Below are 18,058 nucleotides of genomic sequence, written 5' to 3'. Positions count from 1 at the left end.
TATCTTTCAGCGCTAAAATCAGAACTCCCCGCTGAGTGACGGGGAATTCCACCAGATAAGCCCATGCGGGGCCAGGCTGGCTACTCTGTCAGGAGCCCTCTCTAGCGAGCCAGTTCTACTCCGTCCAGTTCAGAAATCGCCAGGCAGTAAACTTCGGTGATGGCCTCCACCGTGTAGGCGGTTTTCGCCGGGATCATCAACATCTCATGCGTTTGCAGAATCTGATCCCCAATTTTGAGTTCACCAGACAAAACCATCAGTTTGACCCAACCCGGATGAAAACGGGCTGACTGTTGGCTGCCAGCATCAAGTTTCAACAGCGCCGTGTGCCCTTGCGCCTCACGTTTTAAAATATGGTAATAGACTCCATCGTAAGGCATTTTTTCGTAGTGCAGTGTCGCCAGTGTTCTTTTATGCATGATAGCTTCCTAGTAATCGGTGATTAGTTGGATCAAGTATCACAATTCCCTAACGGCCTTTGGGCCTGTTAATAAATATATAGGACGTATGCCCCAGACGCAAAATCAGAGGCAAAGGTTCTTTGCCCGGGTTATGAGAAGTCTGCGGCTGCAAAGGGGAATCACTGGCGAAGTTGCATAAGATGACTGCGGGGACGACGAAGGGTTTGGTCTGACGCAGGGGGGCACATCTGAGGGAGAGTTCGCCCGCAGAGTGCGGGCGATTAATACAGGGTTATCGGCGACGTAACAGCAGGCCAGCCAATAAACTCACGCCGGCAAAGATCGCCACAGTGGTGAGTGGCTTCTTCTTGACCAGATCGCTGACACAGCCCAGGGCATCGCCATATTTTTCTTGTATTGCACCCGTCACGTAGCGGGCGTTCCCCTCGGCTTGCAGGCGCTCATCGCCCGTCACATTCCCCGCAACTTCCTGCGTTTTGCCGACAACTTTATCCATAACACCTTCGATTTTATCGCTGTTCATCCTGTTCTCCTGAGTTTGGTATCGGTAGATGACTGCCTCAATACTAAGCTGCCCCCTAGCCACTCATAAGGTCAATTTGCATGAAATTGACTAGTGCATTTGCGCCCTACTTTTCCTTTTTAGGCTGCCGTTCACCGGCAAATAACCCCCGTTCACGGGCCCAGACAATGGCCTCACTACGGCTGTGCACGTCGAGTTTGGAATACACCGTAGCCACATGATTACGCACGGTATTGGCGGCAAGATTAAGGCGTGTAGCAATTTTCTTGTCAGGCAGGCCTTCGCAGATTAGCCCCAATACATCGCGCTCACGGGCAGTCAGATCGGTGAAGGAAACCCCAGACAGATGGGGTTTATTGATGCTTTTCACATTGGCCAGTTTTTCGAGCAGCGTTTGACTGAACCAGGAAGCATCTTGCATCACCTCCTCGATGGCGGACACCAACTCCAGTTCCGACCGTTTGCGTTCGGTAATGTCCATCATGACCAACAGATAACAGGGCGCGTCCTGAATACTCACAGCATCGGCGGAGACCACACAGTCGATCACGTCATTGCCCTTTTTACGGACTTTAACATCCTGACTCTCGACGTTGCCGGTTTTTGCCAGCAGGGTAAACAAACGGCGACATTCCCCCTGCCCATCAATAACATTGAGATCCTCGACCGTCTTGCCGATCAGCTCCCCAGCGGCGTATCCGGTGGTCTTGATAAAGGCTTCGTTGATATCCAGCACTCGCTGCTTGTCCGCAGTGCACACCAGCGTCGGGACCGGGCTCAAACGAAAGGACTTGGCGAACCGCTCTTCACTCTCGCGTAACGCCGACTCGGCTTTGCGGCGAGGCTCAAGGTCGGTAAAGGTAAACAGCATGCAATCTTCTTCATTGATATCCAGCGGCTGCCCGGCGACGATCACCAGTTTGGTTCCCCCGGCGGGCAGTTTTAACTCGGCCTGCATCTGCGGAATGGTTGCCCCTTCACTCAGGCGCTGCACGGCCAGTTCCTTATTTTCCGCCTGCTCCAGTACATCCAGTGCGTAGACCGAATTGCCCATTACCTGATCGCGGTGGTAACCGGTCATATCGAGGAACCCCTGATTGACTTTGATGTAACGCAGGTCGTTCAGGCTACAGATCACCGCGGGTGCCGGATTGGCGTTGAAGGTTTTTTCAAAGCGATCTTCGGCACTGGCCCACTCGGTGGCATCACTCAGGATCAATACCAATAACTCGGGCTGCCCTTTAGCGTCGGTGATAATCAGGCTGCGCAAACGGTGAACCCAGATAAACTCCGGCTCGCTGATGGGTTTTACCTCGACCAGCACATCACTGAATTCTTCACCCTTGGCCACCCGGTTAATCGGGAATTGCTCTGCGGTCAAAGGATGATTGTTGCGATAACGCAAGGCAAAACGCTCCGCGTACTCCTGGGCATTGGCTCCCAGCTCACTCAGTTTGGTCAGCCCATGCATGCTCAGCGCGGCTTCATTCGCCCACAGAATGGTCTGATCGATTTCGGTCAGGATCACCCCTTCGGTCAATCCTGAAATGATCTGTTGTAGTTGGCTGCGGTTAGTTTCGCTGGCAAGAACGGACTGGCTCATTATTTCTCCATAAGACAAAAGGCCTCGGGCCACCAAGTGGTGATCTTCGCGCCTGGCAATGATGCGACGTGCCAACCAGCATAGTGCTTAAGTAGTTCATTCGCGGGGTGTGAATGCACTAGCGCCAAGGGTGCAAATGAACCGGGACGATCGGTGGTGCAGATCGGCAGACTGATTCTGTCGGCGCAGCGGACTGCTGTGCGTACAACCCCTTAGTCCAGTAAATATAAGGAATAACAATGACCACTGTCTATGAATCCAATCGCTTTGCGTTTCACGTTTCATGGGGCTCAATATTGGCCGGGAGCGCCATGGCACTGGCGACCTATCTGATATTGAGTGTACTGGGTACCGCTGTCGGCGCATCGGCCGTGGACCCGATGCAGGCAGGCAATCCCCTGAGTGGCTTCGGTGTCGGAACCGGCATCTGGCTGTTTGTCACCACCTTGCTCTCCCTGGCCGCAGGGGCCTTTGTCGCCGGCCGAACCGCACCCAACCGGGGCGGTTTACACGGCCTGTTGAGCTGGGCGGTCACCACCTTGCTGACCACCTGGCTGGTTATTTCGTTGGCAAGCGGCGTGGTCGGTCTGGCCGGGAATGCCGTTGGTAAAGGATTATCCCTGGCGGGCAACGGCCTGGCGGCGGCGGCACCGGGCATTGGCGACAGCGTTAAACAGCAACTCGACAAACAAGGCATCAGCCTGGATTGGGATGATTTGCAAAATCAGTTGGCTACCACGCTTAAGCAAACCGGCAAGCCGGAATTAGACCCGTCCAAATTGGAACAAAAAACCGAACAGGTTGGTGCGGACGGTAAACAATCGGCGACCGATGTTGCCACCGATCCGGCCCAGGCCGCAGCGGAGATTAAGCAATGGTTCGAGCGCGTGAAGCAATCCGGTGAGCCAACCCTGAATGCCGCTGATAAGGACGCACTGGTAAACATCGTTGCGGCTCGAACCGGCAAGAGCCACGCTGAAGCGACCCAAATTGTCGACAACTACGCCCAGACTTATCAGCAGGCAGTACAAAAAGTCGAAGAACTGAAGGCTCAGGCTGAACAGAAAGCCCGCGAAGCGGCAGATGTGGCAGCCAAACAAGTCTCCCGTGCCGCCTGGGGCTCCTTGCTGATGCTGCTGTTGGGTGCCGCGCTGAGTTTTGGTATCGGACGGATTGCGGTATCAACACGTCGCAACGTTGTTGTGAGTTGATCAAGGATGGATGCGTCATGAAACGAGACCTGTCATCGATCTCATTGAATTATCGCAAAGTGGTTGGGGCTTCGATACCGGTACTGGTTATCGATTTCTTCAATGAAAAAAACGAGCGTTATACCCTGCGCTATAATTTGCCGCCGGATACGCCGGAACGAACGGAGCGACGGGTGTCTTTACTGCTGCATCTGCTGCGCAAGCAAAGGCCGCATGAGAGCGATGAAGTGACACTCTAATTCAAATTAAGCGACAAACAAGGCCCAAGCCGGAGACTCCGCCGGACTTGGGCCTTTTAATGATTCCATGCTGCTTACTTGACCAAAATCCCCCACTTCTTCATACGTGAAAGTAGCGTAGTGCGTTTGAGCCCCAGACGCTGCGCGGCACCACGGGGGCCGGCCACCACGCCGTTGGTTTCCTTCAGCACGCGGATAATCCGCTGGCATTCGTCTTCTCCCGCCAGGGTCGGCTCCGCTGCCGGCAAGGGTAAGGCCATCGAAGGCACCGGATAGCGCAGTTCGGGCAACTCCAGATTTAGTACCGTACCCTGCGTCAGCAATACCGCCCGTTCGATGACATTCTCCAGCTCGCGCACATTGCCCGGCCAGGGCATCTGACTCAGCAGACGCAGGGTCTCTGCCGGAATGCTGTCGATGGTGCGCTTCATCCGCCGTGCAATTTTATAGGTAAGAAACTTCACTAATTGCGGAATGTCTTCCGGCCGCTCACGCAAGGGTGGGATGACGATAGGGAAGACATTCAGCCGGTAAAACAGGTCGCTGCGAAACTCACGGTCGGCCACCATTTGCTGCAGGTCCCGGTTGGTGGCGGCAATCAGACGCACATCCACTGAAATCACCTTGTTACCACCTACCCGTTCAAACTCCCTCTCCTGCAATACCCGCAGCAGTTTAGGCTGAAGTTCGACGGGAATTTCCCCCACTTCATCCAGAAACAGCGTTCCTTTATCCGCCAGTTCAAAGCGCCCCATCCGCTGGTTGGTGGCCCCGGTGAAGGATCCCTTTTCATGACCAAACAAATCGCTTTCCAGCAAACCGGCCGGCATCACCGCGCAGTTCATTTTCACCATACGCTGGTCACGTCGCTCACTAAGGTTGTGGATAGCGCGAGCAATCAATTCTTTACCGGTGCCGGTTTCGCCGAGGATCAGCACCGAGCAGTCACTCTTGGCCACCATTTCGACCTGTTTCAGCACCGCAGACATCACCACACTGCGCCCGACAATCTCACCGAAGTCCGGGTTATTGCCGTTAATTTGCTCGGTCAGATACAGGTTTTCATGCACCAGGCTCTCTTTGAGCCGGTTGATTTCCTGGTAGGCCAACGCATTGTCCACTGCAATGGCGATACGTTCGGCAATCTGCTGCAACACCCGCAGATTGGCAGCGTTGAAATTGTCCGGCTGACATTGTGCCAGCTTCAATACGCCCAGGGTCTTTTTGCCAAACACCAGTGGCAAGAGGCACAGCGTTTGGATTTGATCATGCCAGAGATCGAACAGTTGGCGTTCATAAGCCGCCAGGCGATCGGAATGCTTGAGGTTCAGCAGCAGCATTTCGCCGCTCTGCATCACCTGTTCCGATAAGGTTCCTGCCAGCGCCACGCTGTACTGTTGGCGTTCGACCACGTCGTCTTGCAAGTAATGTGTGGAATAGACGGTCACCTGATCGGTTTTATCGACACACAACACCATGCTGATGGCGTCGATCTTGAAAAAACGGTGGATCTCCGTTGAGATTTCGCCAATCAAATCATCCAGATCGAGCTTTGACAGTACCGCGTTGGTCACGTCGACCAAAACACGGTAATCGTCTCGCTCATGGCGCAACTGGCGCTGGCGAATTTCTGCCTGCTCACGCAATGTGATCTGCTCCGCCGCCAACGCGACCAATTCCATCAGCGTCTGTAACTGCACCAGACTCGCATCACTGAAAGGTTGCGCGCTATTGCGTAACAGTTCGCAACCGCCAATCAGGGTGCCACCGGCATGCAGTGGCATCAGGCAATAGTGGCTAAAGGCTGGGTACAACGCCAGGGCGCTGATTTGCGGGTAACGCGCATGCAGATCTTCACTCTGCCAACGTTGTGACAGTGGGCTCTGCCGTAACTGACTGACCGGCCCGTTAGCCAGCAGGGTTTCATCCTGATAGATAACCGGCTGCCGCTGCGCGTCCAGCCCATGAAAACACACGCGCTCACTGTGTGGGTCAAACAGCACCAGTGTCACACTGTCAGCCAGTTGCTGACGTTGCAGCAGCGGGCGTAGTTGCCGTAACAGATCGGCGAAGCTGTGCTGACTGAGCAGCGTGCGAGTTATTTCGAGTAATTCTTGTTTTTCTAATTGTGCATTCGACATTGTTTATCACTTGCCTGAGTCGCGATGATGATGTTAGTGAGTCACGTCACAAAGTGTAACGCTGGGCGGCAAGGTTCTCCCCCGACCGGATCAACAAATGCGCGGCAAAGGTTCAGCATGCGGCAAATCCAGCAGGCGGCTGATGCCATAAGCGCCTTGCAGTCTCACCTGACGTCCTGCCGTCACTCGGCCAATCACCGCAGCGGCCTTGCCCAACGGGTGGGCCTGCAAGGCAGCCAGCACTTCAAATTCGGCTTCAGGTGCGGCTACCACTACCAGTTTTCCCTCGTTGGCAAAGTTGATGGCATCCAGCCCCAGCAATTCGCAAATGCCCCGAACCGCCGGCGTTATCGGCAGTAGATTCTCTTCCACCTCGATCCCCACACCGGCCGCACGAGCAAACTCATGCAGAATTGCATTGACCCCGCCACGGGTGGCATCACGCAGTGCCCGCACGCCGTTAATGGCACGCAATGGCGCGATTAACGGAGCCAACACCGCGCAGTCACTGATCACGTCCAGCGACATGCCCAACTTTTCCCGCAGGTTGAGGATTGTCGCCCCGTGGTCGCCCAAGGTGCCGCTGACAATGACGGCGTCGCCGACACGGATATGGGGCGCCGCCCAATCCAGGCCCGGTGGGATCACCCCGATCCCGGCAGTATTGATAAACACTTTGTCGGCGGCACCCCGCTGCACCACCTTGGTATCCCCGGTCACAATGCGAATACCGGCTTGCTGCGCGGTGGCGGCCATCGAAGCCACCACCCGCTGTAAATCGGCCAATGGCAAACCCTCTTCGAGGATGAAACCGCAGGAGAGATAACGCGGTAATGCGCCACTGACTGCCAGATCGTTAGCCGTTCCGCAAACCGCCAGTTTGCCAATATCGCCGCCCGGAAAGAAAATCGGGTCAATCACGTAGCTGTCGGTGGTAAATGCCAGCCGATCGCCCTGTTGGGTTAACTCGGCCAAATCCAGTCGGGCCTGATCTTCGCGCTGATCCAACTGTGGGTTGGCGAAGGCCGGCAAGAAAATCTCATCCAGCAGTTGCTGCATCGCCGTGCCGCCGCTGCCGTGAGCCATGGTAATCACGTTATTCATGCCGGGGTTTCCTCTGTTTCACGACGGTATTGGTACCAGGCGGCGCAGGCCCCTTCTGAAGACACCATCAGCGCACCAAAGGCGTTTTGTGGCGTACAGCCACGGCCAAACAACGGGCAATCTCGCGGTTTGCAGCGCCCGGTCAACACTTCCCCACAGCGGGCATGAGGATCGTCAGCCACCTGCCGATGCTGCGGACGGAAGCGTCTTTCTGCATCGAAGGCACGATAGGCAGCGGTCAGGGCAATGCCGGAGTCGGCAATGGTGCCAAGACCACGCCATTCGCTGCCACCGCTTAGCACAAAAACATCGCTCATCGCCTGCTGCGCCAGCAGATTGCCCTGTTCCGGCACCACCCGCCGATATTGGTTTTCGGTTTGGCTCTGCTGCCCGACGAACTGTTCAATCAGCATCATCACCCCTTGCAAGATATCCAGCGGTTCAAAGCCGGTTACCACCAGGGGCTTGTGGTATTGCCGGCTGATAAAGTCATAGGGCTCGGTGCCGATAACCATGCTGACGTGACCAGGCGCCAGAAAACCGTCGATGCGCACATCCGGCTGTTGCAACAGGCTGCGCAAGGTGGGGATCAGGCTGATGTGCTGGCAAAACACGCTGAAGTTGTCGAGCGCTTCCAGCCGGGCCTGTTGCAAAGTGATCGCGGTGACCGGCATGGTGGTTTCGAAACCCAGGGCAAAGAACACCACCTGCCGCTGTGGATTTTGCTGCGCCAGCATCAGTGCATCCGACGGCGAATAAACCACCCGCACGTCGGCCCCGCGCTCGCGAGCCTGCAGTAACGAGCCTTGTTTGCCCGGTACCCGCAGCGCATCGCCGAAGGTGCAAAAAATCACCTCCGGGTGAGCGGCGATTTCGCAGCAGGCATCGATACGGCCCATGGGTAACACGCAAACCGGGCAGCCGGGGCCATGAATAAATTCAATCTGTGGGGGCAGCAGCTTATCCAGCCCAAAGCGGAAAATGGCATGAGTATGGCCACCGCAAACCTCCATGATTTGCAAGGGGCGCTCAGCGGTAAACGGCAATTGCACCGCTCGCTGCCGGATATGCTGTAGCAGGGTTTTTACCCGTTGCGGATCGCGGAATTCATCAACGTAATGCATGGTTGCCTTCCCCCGCCAGAAACAGCGCTACATCCTGCTCCACTTCCCCCATCGCCTGCAGTGCCGCCAGCATATCCTCGGCCTCTTGTTGGTCAAGGCGACTCATCGCGAACCCCACGTGGATCAGCACCCAGCAGCCGATCATCGCTTCCCTTGGCTCACCGTCCTGACGCACCAACGCAATGTTCACTTCCCGTTGCACGCCACAGACTTCAGCCCAGGCGTGCTGAGGCTGCTTTTCATCCAGCGCCACGATCTGCCCGGGAACGCCTATGCACATAGCTGTTCCTCCAGCCAGGCCAGCCACTGATCCATGCCTTCGCCGCTGGTCGCCGACAGGGTAATCACCTCAATGGTCGGGTTCACCTGACGGGCATTGTCGATGCAGGTGGCCAGGTCGAAGTTCAAATACGGCAACAGATCGATCTTGTTGAGCAGCATCACCCGGGCAGCAGCAAACATATGCGGGTACTTGAGTGGCTTGTCTTCCCCTTCGGTGACCGAAAGCACCGCCACCTTATGGCGTTCCCCGAGATCAAAACTGGCTGGGCAAACCAGATTGCCGACGTTTTCGATAAACAACAGGCTATGGGGTTTGAGTTCCAGACGCCGGGCAGCCTCGTGAACCATTTGCGCATCCAGATGGCAACCTTTCCCGGTATTAACCTGAATCGCCGGCACGCCGGTGGCGCGGATGCGTTCTGCATCGTTGGTAGTTTGCTGGTCACCTTCCACCACCGCGCACGGGTGCCGACCACGCAGCCGCAGCAAGGTTTCTGTCAGCAGCGTGGTTTTGCCGGAGCCAGGGCTGGAAACCAGATTCAGCGCCAGAATATGCTGCCCGGCAAAATATTGCCGGTTACCTTCCGCCAGGCGATCGTTTTTATCCAGCACCCGGGTTTCAATTTCCAGCATCCGGCGCTGGCTGATGCCCGGCGCATGGGTGCCCGCCAACCCCAAGCCGTAATGCAGATCGCCCTGCACATTGCGTTGCGGGCGGAATGGCACCTTCACTTCCCCTTCAATCGTCAGTTCGCCCTGGGCACATCCGCAGGTACTGCACATATTCGTTCCCCTCTGTTATTCAATTTCCAGACGCTTTATCTGCAAGCCATCATCGGCCTGCACCCGCAGGTTGCGCCCGGAGCAGTGTGGACAAACCAGCACCTGCGGCATCAGTAACTCGACGTTGGCCTGGCAGTCATAACACCAGGACAGCGCTTTCTGTTCGATCAAATGCAGTTCGCAGCCTTCGGCCAAGGTATCGCGGCATACCATGTCAAAGCAGAACCTCAATGACTCCGCTTCGACACAGGAAAATGCGCCAATCTCGAACCACACCGCGGTAATACGCTGCGCATGATGTTGGTTAGCCTGTTGCTGCATTATTTCCATCGCATGTTGGCACAAGGTTATTTCGTGCATCTGGCCTCCGTTAATGGCGATAAAACGCGTTATTTACCTCACATTGCAAATAGGGTGCCAAGTCACCAATGACATATTTGTCGAGCGTCATGTCATCGTCAGTGATTAACCCGTTCATTGCCTAACCGGCTGGCGGGTTAATTTAATCCTGATAATTGAATTAAAAGGAAATAATGAAACCTACCGGAGCTTGGCACGCTTTATGCTTTAACTCGCTGACCCGGAGCTATTTCGACAACGACCATCAATATCGAGTGACGACAATGAGTACAATCAGTGAAGTAACCAGTCAGGCCGATTATATCGCCAACAAAAGCAACCGTCTGATGGCGCAGTGGCAGACTTACCACAGCACCCTGGTCAAAGCGGTGACCACCACCAAAAAGAAGATTAATCATCAGTTTACCTACGGGCAGGAAAACGATTTGCGCTTCGTGCTGTTCAACCACTTTACGGTCAGTATCCAACTGAGCGAGGGCTTTTACAGCCGTGATATTTGCTACCGCATTAATCTGGCCACGGCCCATGAGCCGGAAAACTTTGCCCCATTCGCCCATGCCACACTGGATGAAAATGGCAATATCGACGGTGTAATAAACAACCGCGATATGCAGGCGGTATTTGATCATTACCTGGATAAGATCGCCGTTATTTATCAATGTCTGTTTGATTCCCTGCATGACGGCCACGCCATTCATGATGCACTGAAGAAAATAACCTTACCCGTCTGACCGTCGGCGTTAATCACCGACAGAAAACTGTCGAAGCGTCATTTTTTACTGACGATTTCGTCATAAATGACGAAGCAAGGAGTGTGCATGAACCGCTTTATTATTGCGGACCCCAAATTGTGTATTGGCTGCAATACCTGTATGGCCAGTTGTTCTGCGGAACACCGGCAGCAAGGTTTGCAGGCATTACCCCGTTTGCAGGTGATACGTAACGCCCGCGACTCGGCCCCGGTGATGTGCCACCAGTGTGAGGATGCCCCCTGTGCACAGGTATGCCCGGTCAACGCTATTCGTCATCAGGATAACGCCATCGTACTGAACGAAAGCCTGTGCATCAGCTGCAAGCTCTGTGGTATTGCCTGCCCGTTCGGGGCAATTGGCTTCGGCGGCAGTAGCCCATTGGCGATCCCCTCCGACTGCAACACCCCGCGGGCACTGCCAGCGGCCAAGGCACCACGCCCGATCAGCGCCTTCCTGGATTGTGTACCCGGTGTGCGTGCCGTGGCGGTGAAATGCGATCTCTGCGACTTCAGCCCCGAAGGCCCGGCCTGTATCCGCACCTGTCCAACCCAGGCTATCCGGCTGGTCACTGACCTGGACGTTCGCAACGCCAGCGAACAGAAAAGGCGCAACGCCATGCAGGCGCTCAGCGCCGAGTTGCCGTTCGCCGCCGCCCCTGGATCCCACAAGGAGCCGAATTGATGATGTATGCCCTTCTGCCCGACCCGTTGTTGCTGCTGACGCCGGCATTGGTGGGGTATTTACTCTGCGCCCTGTTGGGCTGGTTATTGGCCCCCTGGTCACGCATCAGCGTCCTGCTGAGTGGCGGCACCTTGCTCTGTGCTGTCGCTTCGCTGTTGGCGGCACTGCAAATGCTGTTTGCGCCACTGCACAGCGATCGTTTGCCGTGGTTGCACTACGCGGTGGAAATCAGTGGCCTTAACGCTCTGTTGCTGCTGGTGATGGCGCTCAGCGGGATTTTTGCCGCGCTGTATCACGCAGGCAGCTTATCCAGGCTGAACCCGCACGCCCGTGGCCGACAGGTTGGATTAATCAATCTGATGCTGGCGGCATTAAGCGCCGCGGTAATGGCCGATAACGCCCTGGCTTTGCTTTTGTTACTCGAGCTGGCGGCACTGTGCAGCTATTTCCTGATTGTCCATGCCCCGAGCGCTAAAAGCCTGCGCACCGGGCATAGTCAGTTCTTGTTGATGCGCTCAGGCACCCTGCTGTTAGTGCTCGCCTTCGCGCTGATCTATTCCCACAGCCACAGCCTGCAGTTCAGCGTGATCCGCGCCACGCCATTGCAGGACGCGCTGCGCAACGGCGTTTTCCTGCTGGCGCTGGCCGGCTTTGGCATTTTTGCCGGGGTGATGCCGTTACATGCCTGGGTGCCACAGTCCCACAGCAGTGCGCCAGCCTCCGCCGCCATGCTGTTTTCCAGCGCGCTGATGAAGGTCGGCCTGCTGGGTATTTTGAAAGTCGGACTGGATCTGCTGGGCACGCCGCCGCTGTGGTGGGGATTACTGGTGCTGCTGCTGGCTGCTGGCACCGCCTTTTTCGGTGGGTTGTATGCGCTGATGGAACACGATCTGCGCCGCTTGCTGGCTTACCACACGCTGGAAAATATCGGCATCATCCTGCTGGGTATCGGGGGGGCCATGGTCGGTATGGCGTTGCAACTGCCGTTACTGACTGCCTCCGCCCTGATTGGTGGCCTGTTCCACCTGCTGAATCACAGCCTGTTCAAAAGCGCATTGCTATTGGCAGCAGGAGCAATTGAACAGCAGACCGGGCTGAAAGACATGGAAAAAATGGGCGGTTTGGCACGGCTGATGCCCTGGACTGCTGTTTCTTTGCTGATTGGCCTGGTGGCGATGGCGGCATTACCGCCGTTGAACGGTTTCGCCAGTGAATGGTTGATCTACCAGGGGCTGTTCCACTTTAGCGCTGCGCCCGGCTTTATGGGTCATCTGTTCGGCCCGCTGTTGGCCGTGGCCCTGGCCCTGACCGGTGCGCTGGCGGTGATGTGCGTCAGCAAGGTCTTTGGTGTCGCCTGTCTGGGGGCACCACGCTGTGCCGCCGCCGCGAAAGCCGTTCAGGCCAACCTTTGCCTGACGCTGAGCCATGCGCTGCCCGCTTTGTTGTGTCTGGTTTGCGGCCTGGGTGCACCCTGGATCATTCCGCTGTTTGCCCGCCTGGCCGGTATGACGACCGAACAGTCGCTTTCCTTCACCGGTACGCTGGTTTCCACCCCGCTGATTGCCATTTTATTGCTGGCGATGCCGCTACTGCCGTTGTTGATCGCGGCGCGTTATCAGGCACGTCGCCAACCTCGCCGGGTGCAAGGCAGTGCCTGGGCCTGCGGCTATGGGCATGAAGATGCGATGGTGATCACCGCGACCGGCTTTGCTCAACCGCTGCGGGTGATGTTTGCCCCGCTGTACCAACTGCGCCGCTGGCTGCCGGAAAACTTCGGTAATGGGTTACACCGTAACGCATTCGTAGCCTTCTGCCGTGGCTTGGCCGCCGTAGAACTGGCGGTGCTGTTGGTCGTGGCTTTTGCCTGAGGAGATGACAATGACCTATCCCAATGTATTACTCGGACTGGCGCAGGCTCTGCTGCTACTGGCTATTGCCCCGCTGTTTGCCGGTATCAGCCGGGTGCTGCGCGCGCGCATCCATAGCCGTCGTGGCCCCGGCGTATTACAGGAATACCGTGATATCGCCAAACTGCTTAAACGTCAAAGCGTGGCACCGGGAGCTTCCGGCCTGACATTTCGCGCCATGCCTTACTTGTTGACCGGCACCTTGCTGGCCATCGCCTGTGCGCTGCCGATGTTGACAACTGCCTCACCGCTGCCCGCCATAGGCGATGTGATCACGCTGATCTATCTGTTCGCCGTGGTGCGCTTTGTGTTTGCCATTGCCGGGCTGGATACCGGCAGCCCCTTTACCGCCATCGGCGCCAGCCGCGAAGCGGTGCTGGGCATTTTGGTTGAGCCAATCCTGCTGCTCGGTCTGTGGGTGACGGCACTGGTCGCCGGTTCCACCCAACTGAGTGCCATGGTGCAGAGCCTGCTGGGCTTGCCGCATCACGCGGGATTACCGCTGCTGTTGGCCGGTTTGGCCTGCGCATTCGCCACTTATATCGAGATGGGCAAGCTGCCGTTTGACATGGCCGAAGCCGAACAAGAACTGCAGGAAGGCCCGCTGACGGAATACTCCGGCGTTGAGCTCGGCATCATCAAATGGGGCATCAGCCTTAAACAACTGGTGGTACTGCAACTGTTCCTCGGCGTGTTCCTGCCCTGGGGGCAAGCGGCACAGCTCACCGCTCCGCAACTGTTGACCGGGCTGGTACTGGCGCTGCTCAAGCTGCTGTGTGCGGTGACGCTGATCGCACTCATCGAAAACAGCGTGGCACGTTTGCGCTTCCTGAAAACCGCCCGTACCACCTGGGCCGGGTTTGGGTTGGCTTTTCTGGCGCTGGTTTCCTGGCTGGTCGTCGGCTGAATAATGATTAAGGCAATCAATAATGACTAACGAACATCAAGGCCAGCACTATCTGGCGGCACTGCAGCAACAGTTCCCTGCCGCCATGCTGGCAGCAGAATGGCAAACGGCCGATCAGTTGACGGTCACCGTGAAACTCAATGCGTTGCCGGAAGTGGTGGAATGGCTGTATTACCAACAGGGTGGCTGGCTGTCGGTGCTGTTTGGTAACGATGAGCGCACGCTGTGTGGCAGTTATGCGCTGTATTACGTGCTGTCGATGGAGAAAGGCACCAAGTGTTGGATCACGGTGCGTGCCGAAGTCGACGCCCAAACGCTGGAGTTCCCTTCCGTGACGCCACGGGTACCGGCGGCCGTCTGGGGTGAACGTGAAGTGCGCGACATGTATGGCCTGCGCCCGATTGGCCTGCCGGACGAACGCCGGTTGGTGCTGCCGGATGACTGGCCGGACGATCTCTACCCGTTGCGCAAAGATGCCATGGATTATCGCCAACGTCCCGCACCCACCACCGACGTGGAAACCTATCCGTTCCAGAGTCTGGCCGGTAGCAAAGCCAACGTGGTGCCGATCGGCCCGCTGCATATCACCTCGGATGAGCCTGGCCATTTCCGGCTGTTTGTCGACGGTGAAGACATCATTGATGCCGACTACCGGTTGTTCTACGTGCACAGGGGAATGGAGAAGCTGGCCGAAACCCGCATGGGTTACAACGAAGTGACCTTCCTGTCGGACCGGGTGTGTGGCATTTGCGGGTTTACCCACAGCGTGGCGTACACCAGTTCAGTCGAGAACGCGATGGGCATTCAGGTGCCGGAGCGCGCCCAGATGATCCGTTCAGTCCTGCTGGAAGTGGAGCGCCTGCACAGCCACCTGTTGAATCTGGGGCTGGCCTGCCATTTCGTCGGTTTTGACTCTGGATTTATGCAGTTCTTCCGGGTGCGTGAACAGTCGATGAAGATGGCTGAAATCCTGACCGGTGCGCGTAAAACCTATGGTTTGAACCTGATTGGCGGCATCCGCCGCGACATTCTGAAAGACGACATGCTGCAAACCCTGCGGCTGGCGGCGCAAATGCGCAGTGAACTGGTGGATCTGGTCGATATCTTGCTTAGCACGCCAAATACCGAACAGCGCAGCGTCGGGGTTGGCCGTCTCGATCCACAGGTTGCCCGCGACTACAGCAACGTCGGCCCGATGATCCGCGGCAGCGGCCACCGCCGCGATACCCGCCTCGATCATCCGTTTGCCGGTTACGCCAAGCTGCCGGTGGAACTGTGCGTGGAGGACGGCTGTGACGTCTATTCACGGCTTAAAGTGCGTATTCACGAAGTGTTCAACTCGCTCGGTATCATCGAGTTCGGGCTGCAAAGCCTGCCCAGCGGGCCGCTGGCGGTGGACGGTTTCACCTATATTCCGCACCGCTTTGCCCTGGGTTTTGCCGAAGCCCCGCGCGGTGACGACATCCATTGGAGCATGACCGGCGACAATCAGAAGCTGTTCCGCTGGCGCTGCCGGGCCGCGACCTACGCCAATTGGCCGACCCTGCGTTACATGCTGCGCGGTAACACGGTCTCTGACGCCCCGCTGATCATCGGCAGTCTGGATCCCTGCTATTCCTGTACCGATCGCATGACCATCGTCGACGTGCGCAAACGCCAGTCCATCATCGTGCCGTACAAAGAGATTGAGCGTTATGGCATCGAACGGAAAAACAAACCGTTCTAACCGGAGCCCATCATGCTGAAACTGATTAAAAAAGTGCTGAAAACCGGGCCGGCCACCGCGGCCTATCCGGCTCAGCCGTTGGTGATTGACCCGAACTTTCGTGGCAAACCCGAATACAACCCGCAGCAATGTATTGCCTGCGGAGCCTGCGCCAACGCCTGCCCATCCAATGCGTTGACCATGGCGACAGACCTGAGTAATGGCACGATACGCTGGCAGCTATTTCTCGGTCGCTGCATCTTTTGTGCCCGCTGCGAAGAGGTTTGCCCTACCGCCGCCATCCGGCTTTCGCAACAGTTCGAACTGGCGGTGTGGCGCAAAGAAGATCTGTACGAGCAAGCCGATTTCGCCCTCTGTCATTGCCGCCAGTGTGGCAAGCCCTATTCGTCGCAGAAGGAAATTGACTATGCCATTGCGCTGCTTGGGCTGAACAGTACCGAAACCGCCGCGCGCCGCACGCAGTTTGAAACCTGCCCGGCCTGCAAACAGCAGCAAAACCTGACCCAGGCCGATCGCATTGACATTGGCCGCCATCTGACCCGGGAGGTCATCTCATGAATCCGCCACTGATTGGCCCTCGCGATGAAAATGGCCTGCCGGTGCCGATCACCCTCGACGAAAGTATCGCCAAGCTGAAAACCACCCTGCTGAAAGATATCCGCCGCTCGGCCTATGTTTACCGGGTGGACTGCGGGGGGTGCAATGGTTGCGAAATCGAGATTTTCGCCGCTATTTCCCCGTTGTTCGACGCTGAACGCTTCGGTATCAAAGTGGTTCCTTCACCCCGCCATGCTGATATCTTGCTGTTTACCGGCGCGGTCACCCGCGCCATGCGTATCCCGGCGATCCGCGCCTGGCAGGCCTCACCCGACCCGAAAATCAGCATCTCTTACGGTGCCTGTGGTAACAGCGGTGGCATCTTCCACGATCTGTACTGCGTATGGGGCGGCACCGATCGCATCGTCCCGGTCGATGTCTATATTCCCGGTTGCCCGCCGACCCCGGCGGCCACCATTTACGGTTTTGCCATGGCGCTCGGCCTGTTGGATCAGAAAATAAAAGGTCGCCAGCATGATGAAACCGATGGCGAAGCCACCCGACTGTTGCACCCGGCATTGCCCCAGCCACTGCGGGTATTGCTGGATCGGGAAGCCCGTCGGATGGCCGGATATCGCTATGGCCGCCAGATCGCCGACCAGTTTATGCAACTGCTGGCAGCAGACAGCCCCCTGCCGGTCGAACAGCGCATTCACGCTTACCTGCAACAGCAGGACGATCTGCGCCTGAGTGAAATTGTCGGCAACCTGCTGGGCATCTACCAGCGGGTACTGCGTGGGGAACTACGACTATGAGCCATTCCCATGCCCAGGTGGTGTTTTACTCCCTGAGCCGCAAATTCGTGCAGGAGAAAAAAGCCCCGCCCAAAGCCCAGGAGGTGATCTATTACAGCCTGGCGATCGGCCACCATCTGGGGGTTATCGACTGTCTGGAGGCCAAACTCAGCTGCCCGCTGGCAGGGTTCCGCGGCTGGGTGGCTCAACTGCCCGCCGGCAGCACCGCCCGGCGCAAGCTGGAAGGGGTCGACCGCTTCGGTGAGATCTGTATCGACAGCAGCCACACCCACCTGTTGGCCACCGCGTTGAGCGGGGCCGTCTCGCAGATGAACACCCAACAGCAAGACTGGAGCCAACAGTTGATCGCCCTGCTGCAGTCGATTGAAAACGAACCCGCCATTTACCTGATGGTTCGGAGGCATGATGAGTGACGTTTTATTGTGTGTGGGCAACTGCATGATGGGAGATGACGGCGCCGGGCCGCTGCTGGCGGAACTCTGTGCCGGTAATCCCCCCGCCGGCTGGACAGTGATTGACGGCGGAGCCGCGCCGGAGAACGACATTGGCCATATCCGCGAACTGCGCCCCGATCGGTTGGTGATTGTCGATGCCACCGACATGGGGCTGGCGGCGGGTGAAACCCGGGTGATCGATGAAAAAGACATCGCCGACATGTTCATCATGACCACCCATAACCTGCCGCTCAATTTCCTGATCGACCAACTGCGCGAAACGGTGCCGGAGATCACCTTTATCGGTATTCAGCCCGAGGTGGTGGCGTTTTACTACCCGATCGGCGCGGCGGTACAGCAGGCGGTGACCCGGCTGCATCAACGCCTGCATGACTGGCCGATTAACGGCGGCTACTCGCCACTGGTGGTGACGAATCTCTGACACGGCATCGTCATTTGTGTCGACATACCGTCGGACACTTCGTCATCGCCAGACTAACTCACTGC

At 57.1% G+C, this 18,058-nt stretch carries 20 protein-coding genes; 11 read left to right on the top strand and 9 right to left on the bottom strand.

What is annotated here, in order from left to right:
• Positions 1 to 101 precede the first annotated feature (101 nt).
• From F8R23_RS03740 to F8R23_RS03730, 3 genes are all read right to left on the bottom strand, one after another.
• Complete coding sequence (locus tag F8R23_RS03740) at positions 102 to 419, bottom strand: cupin domain-containing protein (RefSeq protein WP_112349836.1); 318 nt, start codon at positions 417 to 419, stop codon at positions 102 to 104.
• 274 nt (positions 420 to 693) lie between these two features.
• Positions 694 to 945 (bottom strand): CsbD family protein, encoded by a 252-nt coding sequence (locus tag F8R23_RS03735; RefSeq protein WP_129934644.1) that lies wholly within the window; start codon positions 943 to 945, stop codon positions 694 to 696.
• A gap of 106 nt (positions 946 to 1,051) precedes the next feature.
• The gene (locus tag F8R23_RS03730; protein WP_129934645.1) at positions 1,052 to 2,548 is read right to left on the bottom strand and encodes a helix-turn-helix transcriptional regulator; all 1,497 of its coding nucleotides are present in this window, start codon (positions 2,546 to 2,548) and stop codon (positions 1,052 to 1,054) included.
• A 239-nt stretch (positions 2,549 to 2,787) separates the two neighbouring features.
• On the opposite strand from F8R23_RS03730, the gene F8R23_RS03725 reads away from it, so the two are divergent.
• Together F8R23_RS03725 and F8R23_RS03720 are read left to right on the top strand one after the other, a co-directional pair.
• Entirely contained in the window at positions 2,788 to 3,759 is a 972-nt protein-coding gene (locus F8R23_RS03725; protein ID WP_129938145.1) for a hypothetical protein, read from the top strand.
• A gap of 17 nt (positions 3,760 to 3,776) precedes the next feature.
• The gene (locus F8R23_RS03720) at positions 3,777 to 3,998 is read left to right on the top strand and encodes a hypothetical protein (protein ID WP_129934647.1); all 222 of its coding nucleotides are present in this window, start codon (positions 3,777 to 3,779) and stop codon (positions 3,996 to 3,998) included.
• A 74-nt stretch (positions 3,999 to 4,072) separates the two neighbouring features.
• On the opposite strand, the gene flhA is transcribed toward F8R23_RS03720, so the two are convergent.
• From flhA to hypA, 6 genes are all read right to left on the bottom strand, one after another.
• A complete protein-coding gene (flhA, locus tag F8R23_RS03715; protein ID WP_129938144.1) occupies positions 4,073 to 6,139 on the bottom strand; it encodes a formate hydrogenlyase transcriptional activator FlhA in 2,067 nt (688 codons plus the stop codon).
• Between the two features lie 90 nt (positions 6,140 to 6,229).
• Positions 6,230 to 7,243, bottom strand: coding sequence for a hydrogenase expression/formation protein HypE (hypE, locus tag F8R23_RS03710; protein WP_129934649.1), 1,014 nt, complete (start codon positions 7,241 to 7,243; stop codon positions 6,230 to 6,232).
• Positions 7,240 to 8,367 carry a hydrogenase formation protein HypD gene (gene hypD, locus F8R23_RS03705; RefSeq protein ID WP_129938143.1) on the bottom strand — a complete coding sequence of 376 codons (1,128 nt, stop codon included), beginning with the start codon at positions 8,365 to 8,367 and terminating at the stop codon, positions 7,240 to 7,242. Before hypD ends, hypE begins: the two co-directional genes overlap by 4 nt.
• On the bottom strand, positions 8,354 to 8,647 hold the full coding sequence (locus F8R23_RS03700) for a HypC/HybG/HupF family hydrogenase formation chaperone (RefSeq protein WP_129934651.1): 294 nt from the start codon (positions 8,645 to 8,647) through the stop codon (positions 8,354 to 8,356). Before F8R23_RS03700 ends, hypD begins: the two co-directional genes overlap by 14 nt.
• Entirely contained in the window at positions 8,638 to 9,432 is a 795-nt protein-coding gene (gene hypB / locus F8R23_RS03695; protein ID WP_099062031.1) for a hydrogenase nickel incorporation protein HypB, read from the bottom strand. The genes F8R23_RS03700 and hypB overlap by 10 nt, the downstream gene beginning before the upstream one ends.
• A gap of 15 nt (positions 9,433 to 9,447) precedes the next feature.
• A complete protein-coding gene (hypA, locus tag F8R23_RS03690; protein WP_151415280.1) occupies positions 9,448 to 9,792 on the bottom strand; it encodes a hydrogenase maturation nickel metallochaperone HypA in 345 nt (114 codons plus the stop codon).
• Positions 9,793 to 10,055: 263 nt separating this feature from the next.
• Between hypA and hycA the strand changes: the two genes are divergently transcribed.
• The 9 genes from hycA to hycI all read left to right on the top strand — a co-directional run bounded on the left by hycA (position 10,056) and on the right by hycI (position 17,993).
• Positions 10,056 to 10,523 carry a formate hydrogenlyase regulator HycA gene (gene hycA, locus F8R23_RS03685; protein ID WP_099062029.1) on the top strand — a complete coding sequence of 156 codons (468 nt, stop codon included), beginning with the start codon at positions 10,056 to 10,058 and terminating at the stop codon, positions 10,521 to 10,523.
• An 87-nt stretch (positions 10,524 to 10,610) separates the two neighbouring features.
• The gene (locus tag F8R23_RS03680) at positions 10,611 to 11,225 is read left to right on the top strand and encodes a 4Fe-4S dicluster domain-containing protein (protein ID WP_129934653.1); all 615 of its coding nucleotides are present in this window, start codon (positions 10,611 to 10,613) and stop codon (positions 11,223 to 11,225) included.
• Entirely contained in the window at positions 11,225 to 13,093 is a 1,869-nt protein-coding gene (locus F8R23_RS03675; RefSeq protein WP_129938141.1) for a proton-conducting transporter transmembrane domain-containing protein, read from the top strand. Before F8R23_RS03680 ends, F8R23_RS03675 begins: the two co-directional genes overlap by 1 nt.
• Before the next feature lie 10 nt (positions 13,094 to 13,103).
• The gene (locus F8R23_RS03670) at positions 13,104 to 14,039 is read left to right on the top strand and encodes a respiratory chain complex I subunit 1 family protein (protein ID WP_129934655.1); all 936 of its coding nucleotides are present in this window, start codon (positions 13,104 to 13,106) and stop codon (positions 14,037 to 14,039) included.
• Positions 14,040 to 14,061: 22 nt separating this feature from the next.
• On the top strand, positions 14,062 to 15,765 hold the full coding sequence (locus F8R23_RS03665) for a hydrogenase large subunit (RefSeq protein ID WP_112349826.1): 1,704 nt from the start codon (positions 14,062 to 14,064) through the stop codon (positions 15,763 to 15,765).
• 12 nt (positions 15,766 to 15,777) lie between these two features.
• Complete coding sequence (locus tag F8R23_RS03660) at positions 15,778 to 16,323, top strand: formate hydrogenlyase complex iron-sulfur subunit (protein ID WP_151415279.1); 546 nt, start codon at positions 15,778 to 15,780, stop codon at positions 16,321 to 16,323.
• A complete protein-coding gene (locus F8R23_RS03655; protein ID WP_129934657.1) occupies positions 16,320 to 17,117 on the top strand; it encodes an NADH-quinone oxidoreductase subunit B family protein in 798 nt (265 codons plus the stop codon). The genes F8R23_RS03660 and F8R23_RS03655 overlap by 4 nt, the downstream gene beginning before the upstream one ends.
• Positions 17,114 to 17,530 (top strand): formate hydrogenlyase maturation HycH family protein, encoded by a 417-nt coding sequence (locus F8R23_RS03650; protein WP_129934658.1) that lies wholly within the window; start codon positions 17,114 to 17,116, stop codon positions 17,528 to 17,530. Before F8R23_RS03655 ends, F8R23_RS03650 begins: the two co-directional genes overlap by 4 nt.
• Positions 17,523 to 17,993 (top strand): hydrogenase maturation peptidase HycI, encoded by a 471-nt coding sequence (gene hycI / locus F8R23_RS03645; protein ID WP_129934659.1) that lies wholly within the window; start codon positions 17,523 to 17,525, stop codon positions 17,991 to 17,993. The genes F8R23_RS03650 and hycI overlap by 8 nt, the downstream gene beginning before the upstream one ends.
• Positions 17,994 to 18,058 lie beyond the last annotated feature (65 nt).

This window comes from Serratia proteamaculans, assembly GCF_008830365.1.
GTDB classification, from domain to species: domain Bacteria; phylum Pseudomonadota; class Gammaproteobacteria; order Enterobacterales; family Enterobacteriaceae; genus Serratia; species Serratia proteamaculans.
The sequence above is the reverse complement of the archived record's forward strand: the minus strand, read 5'-3'. Positions and strand labels throughout refer to the sequence as shown.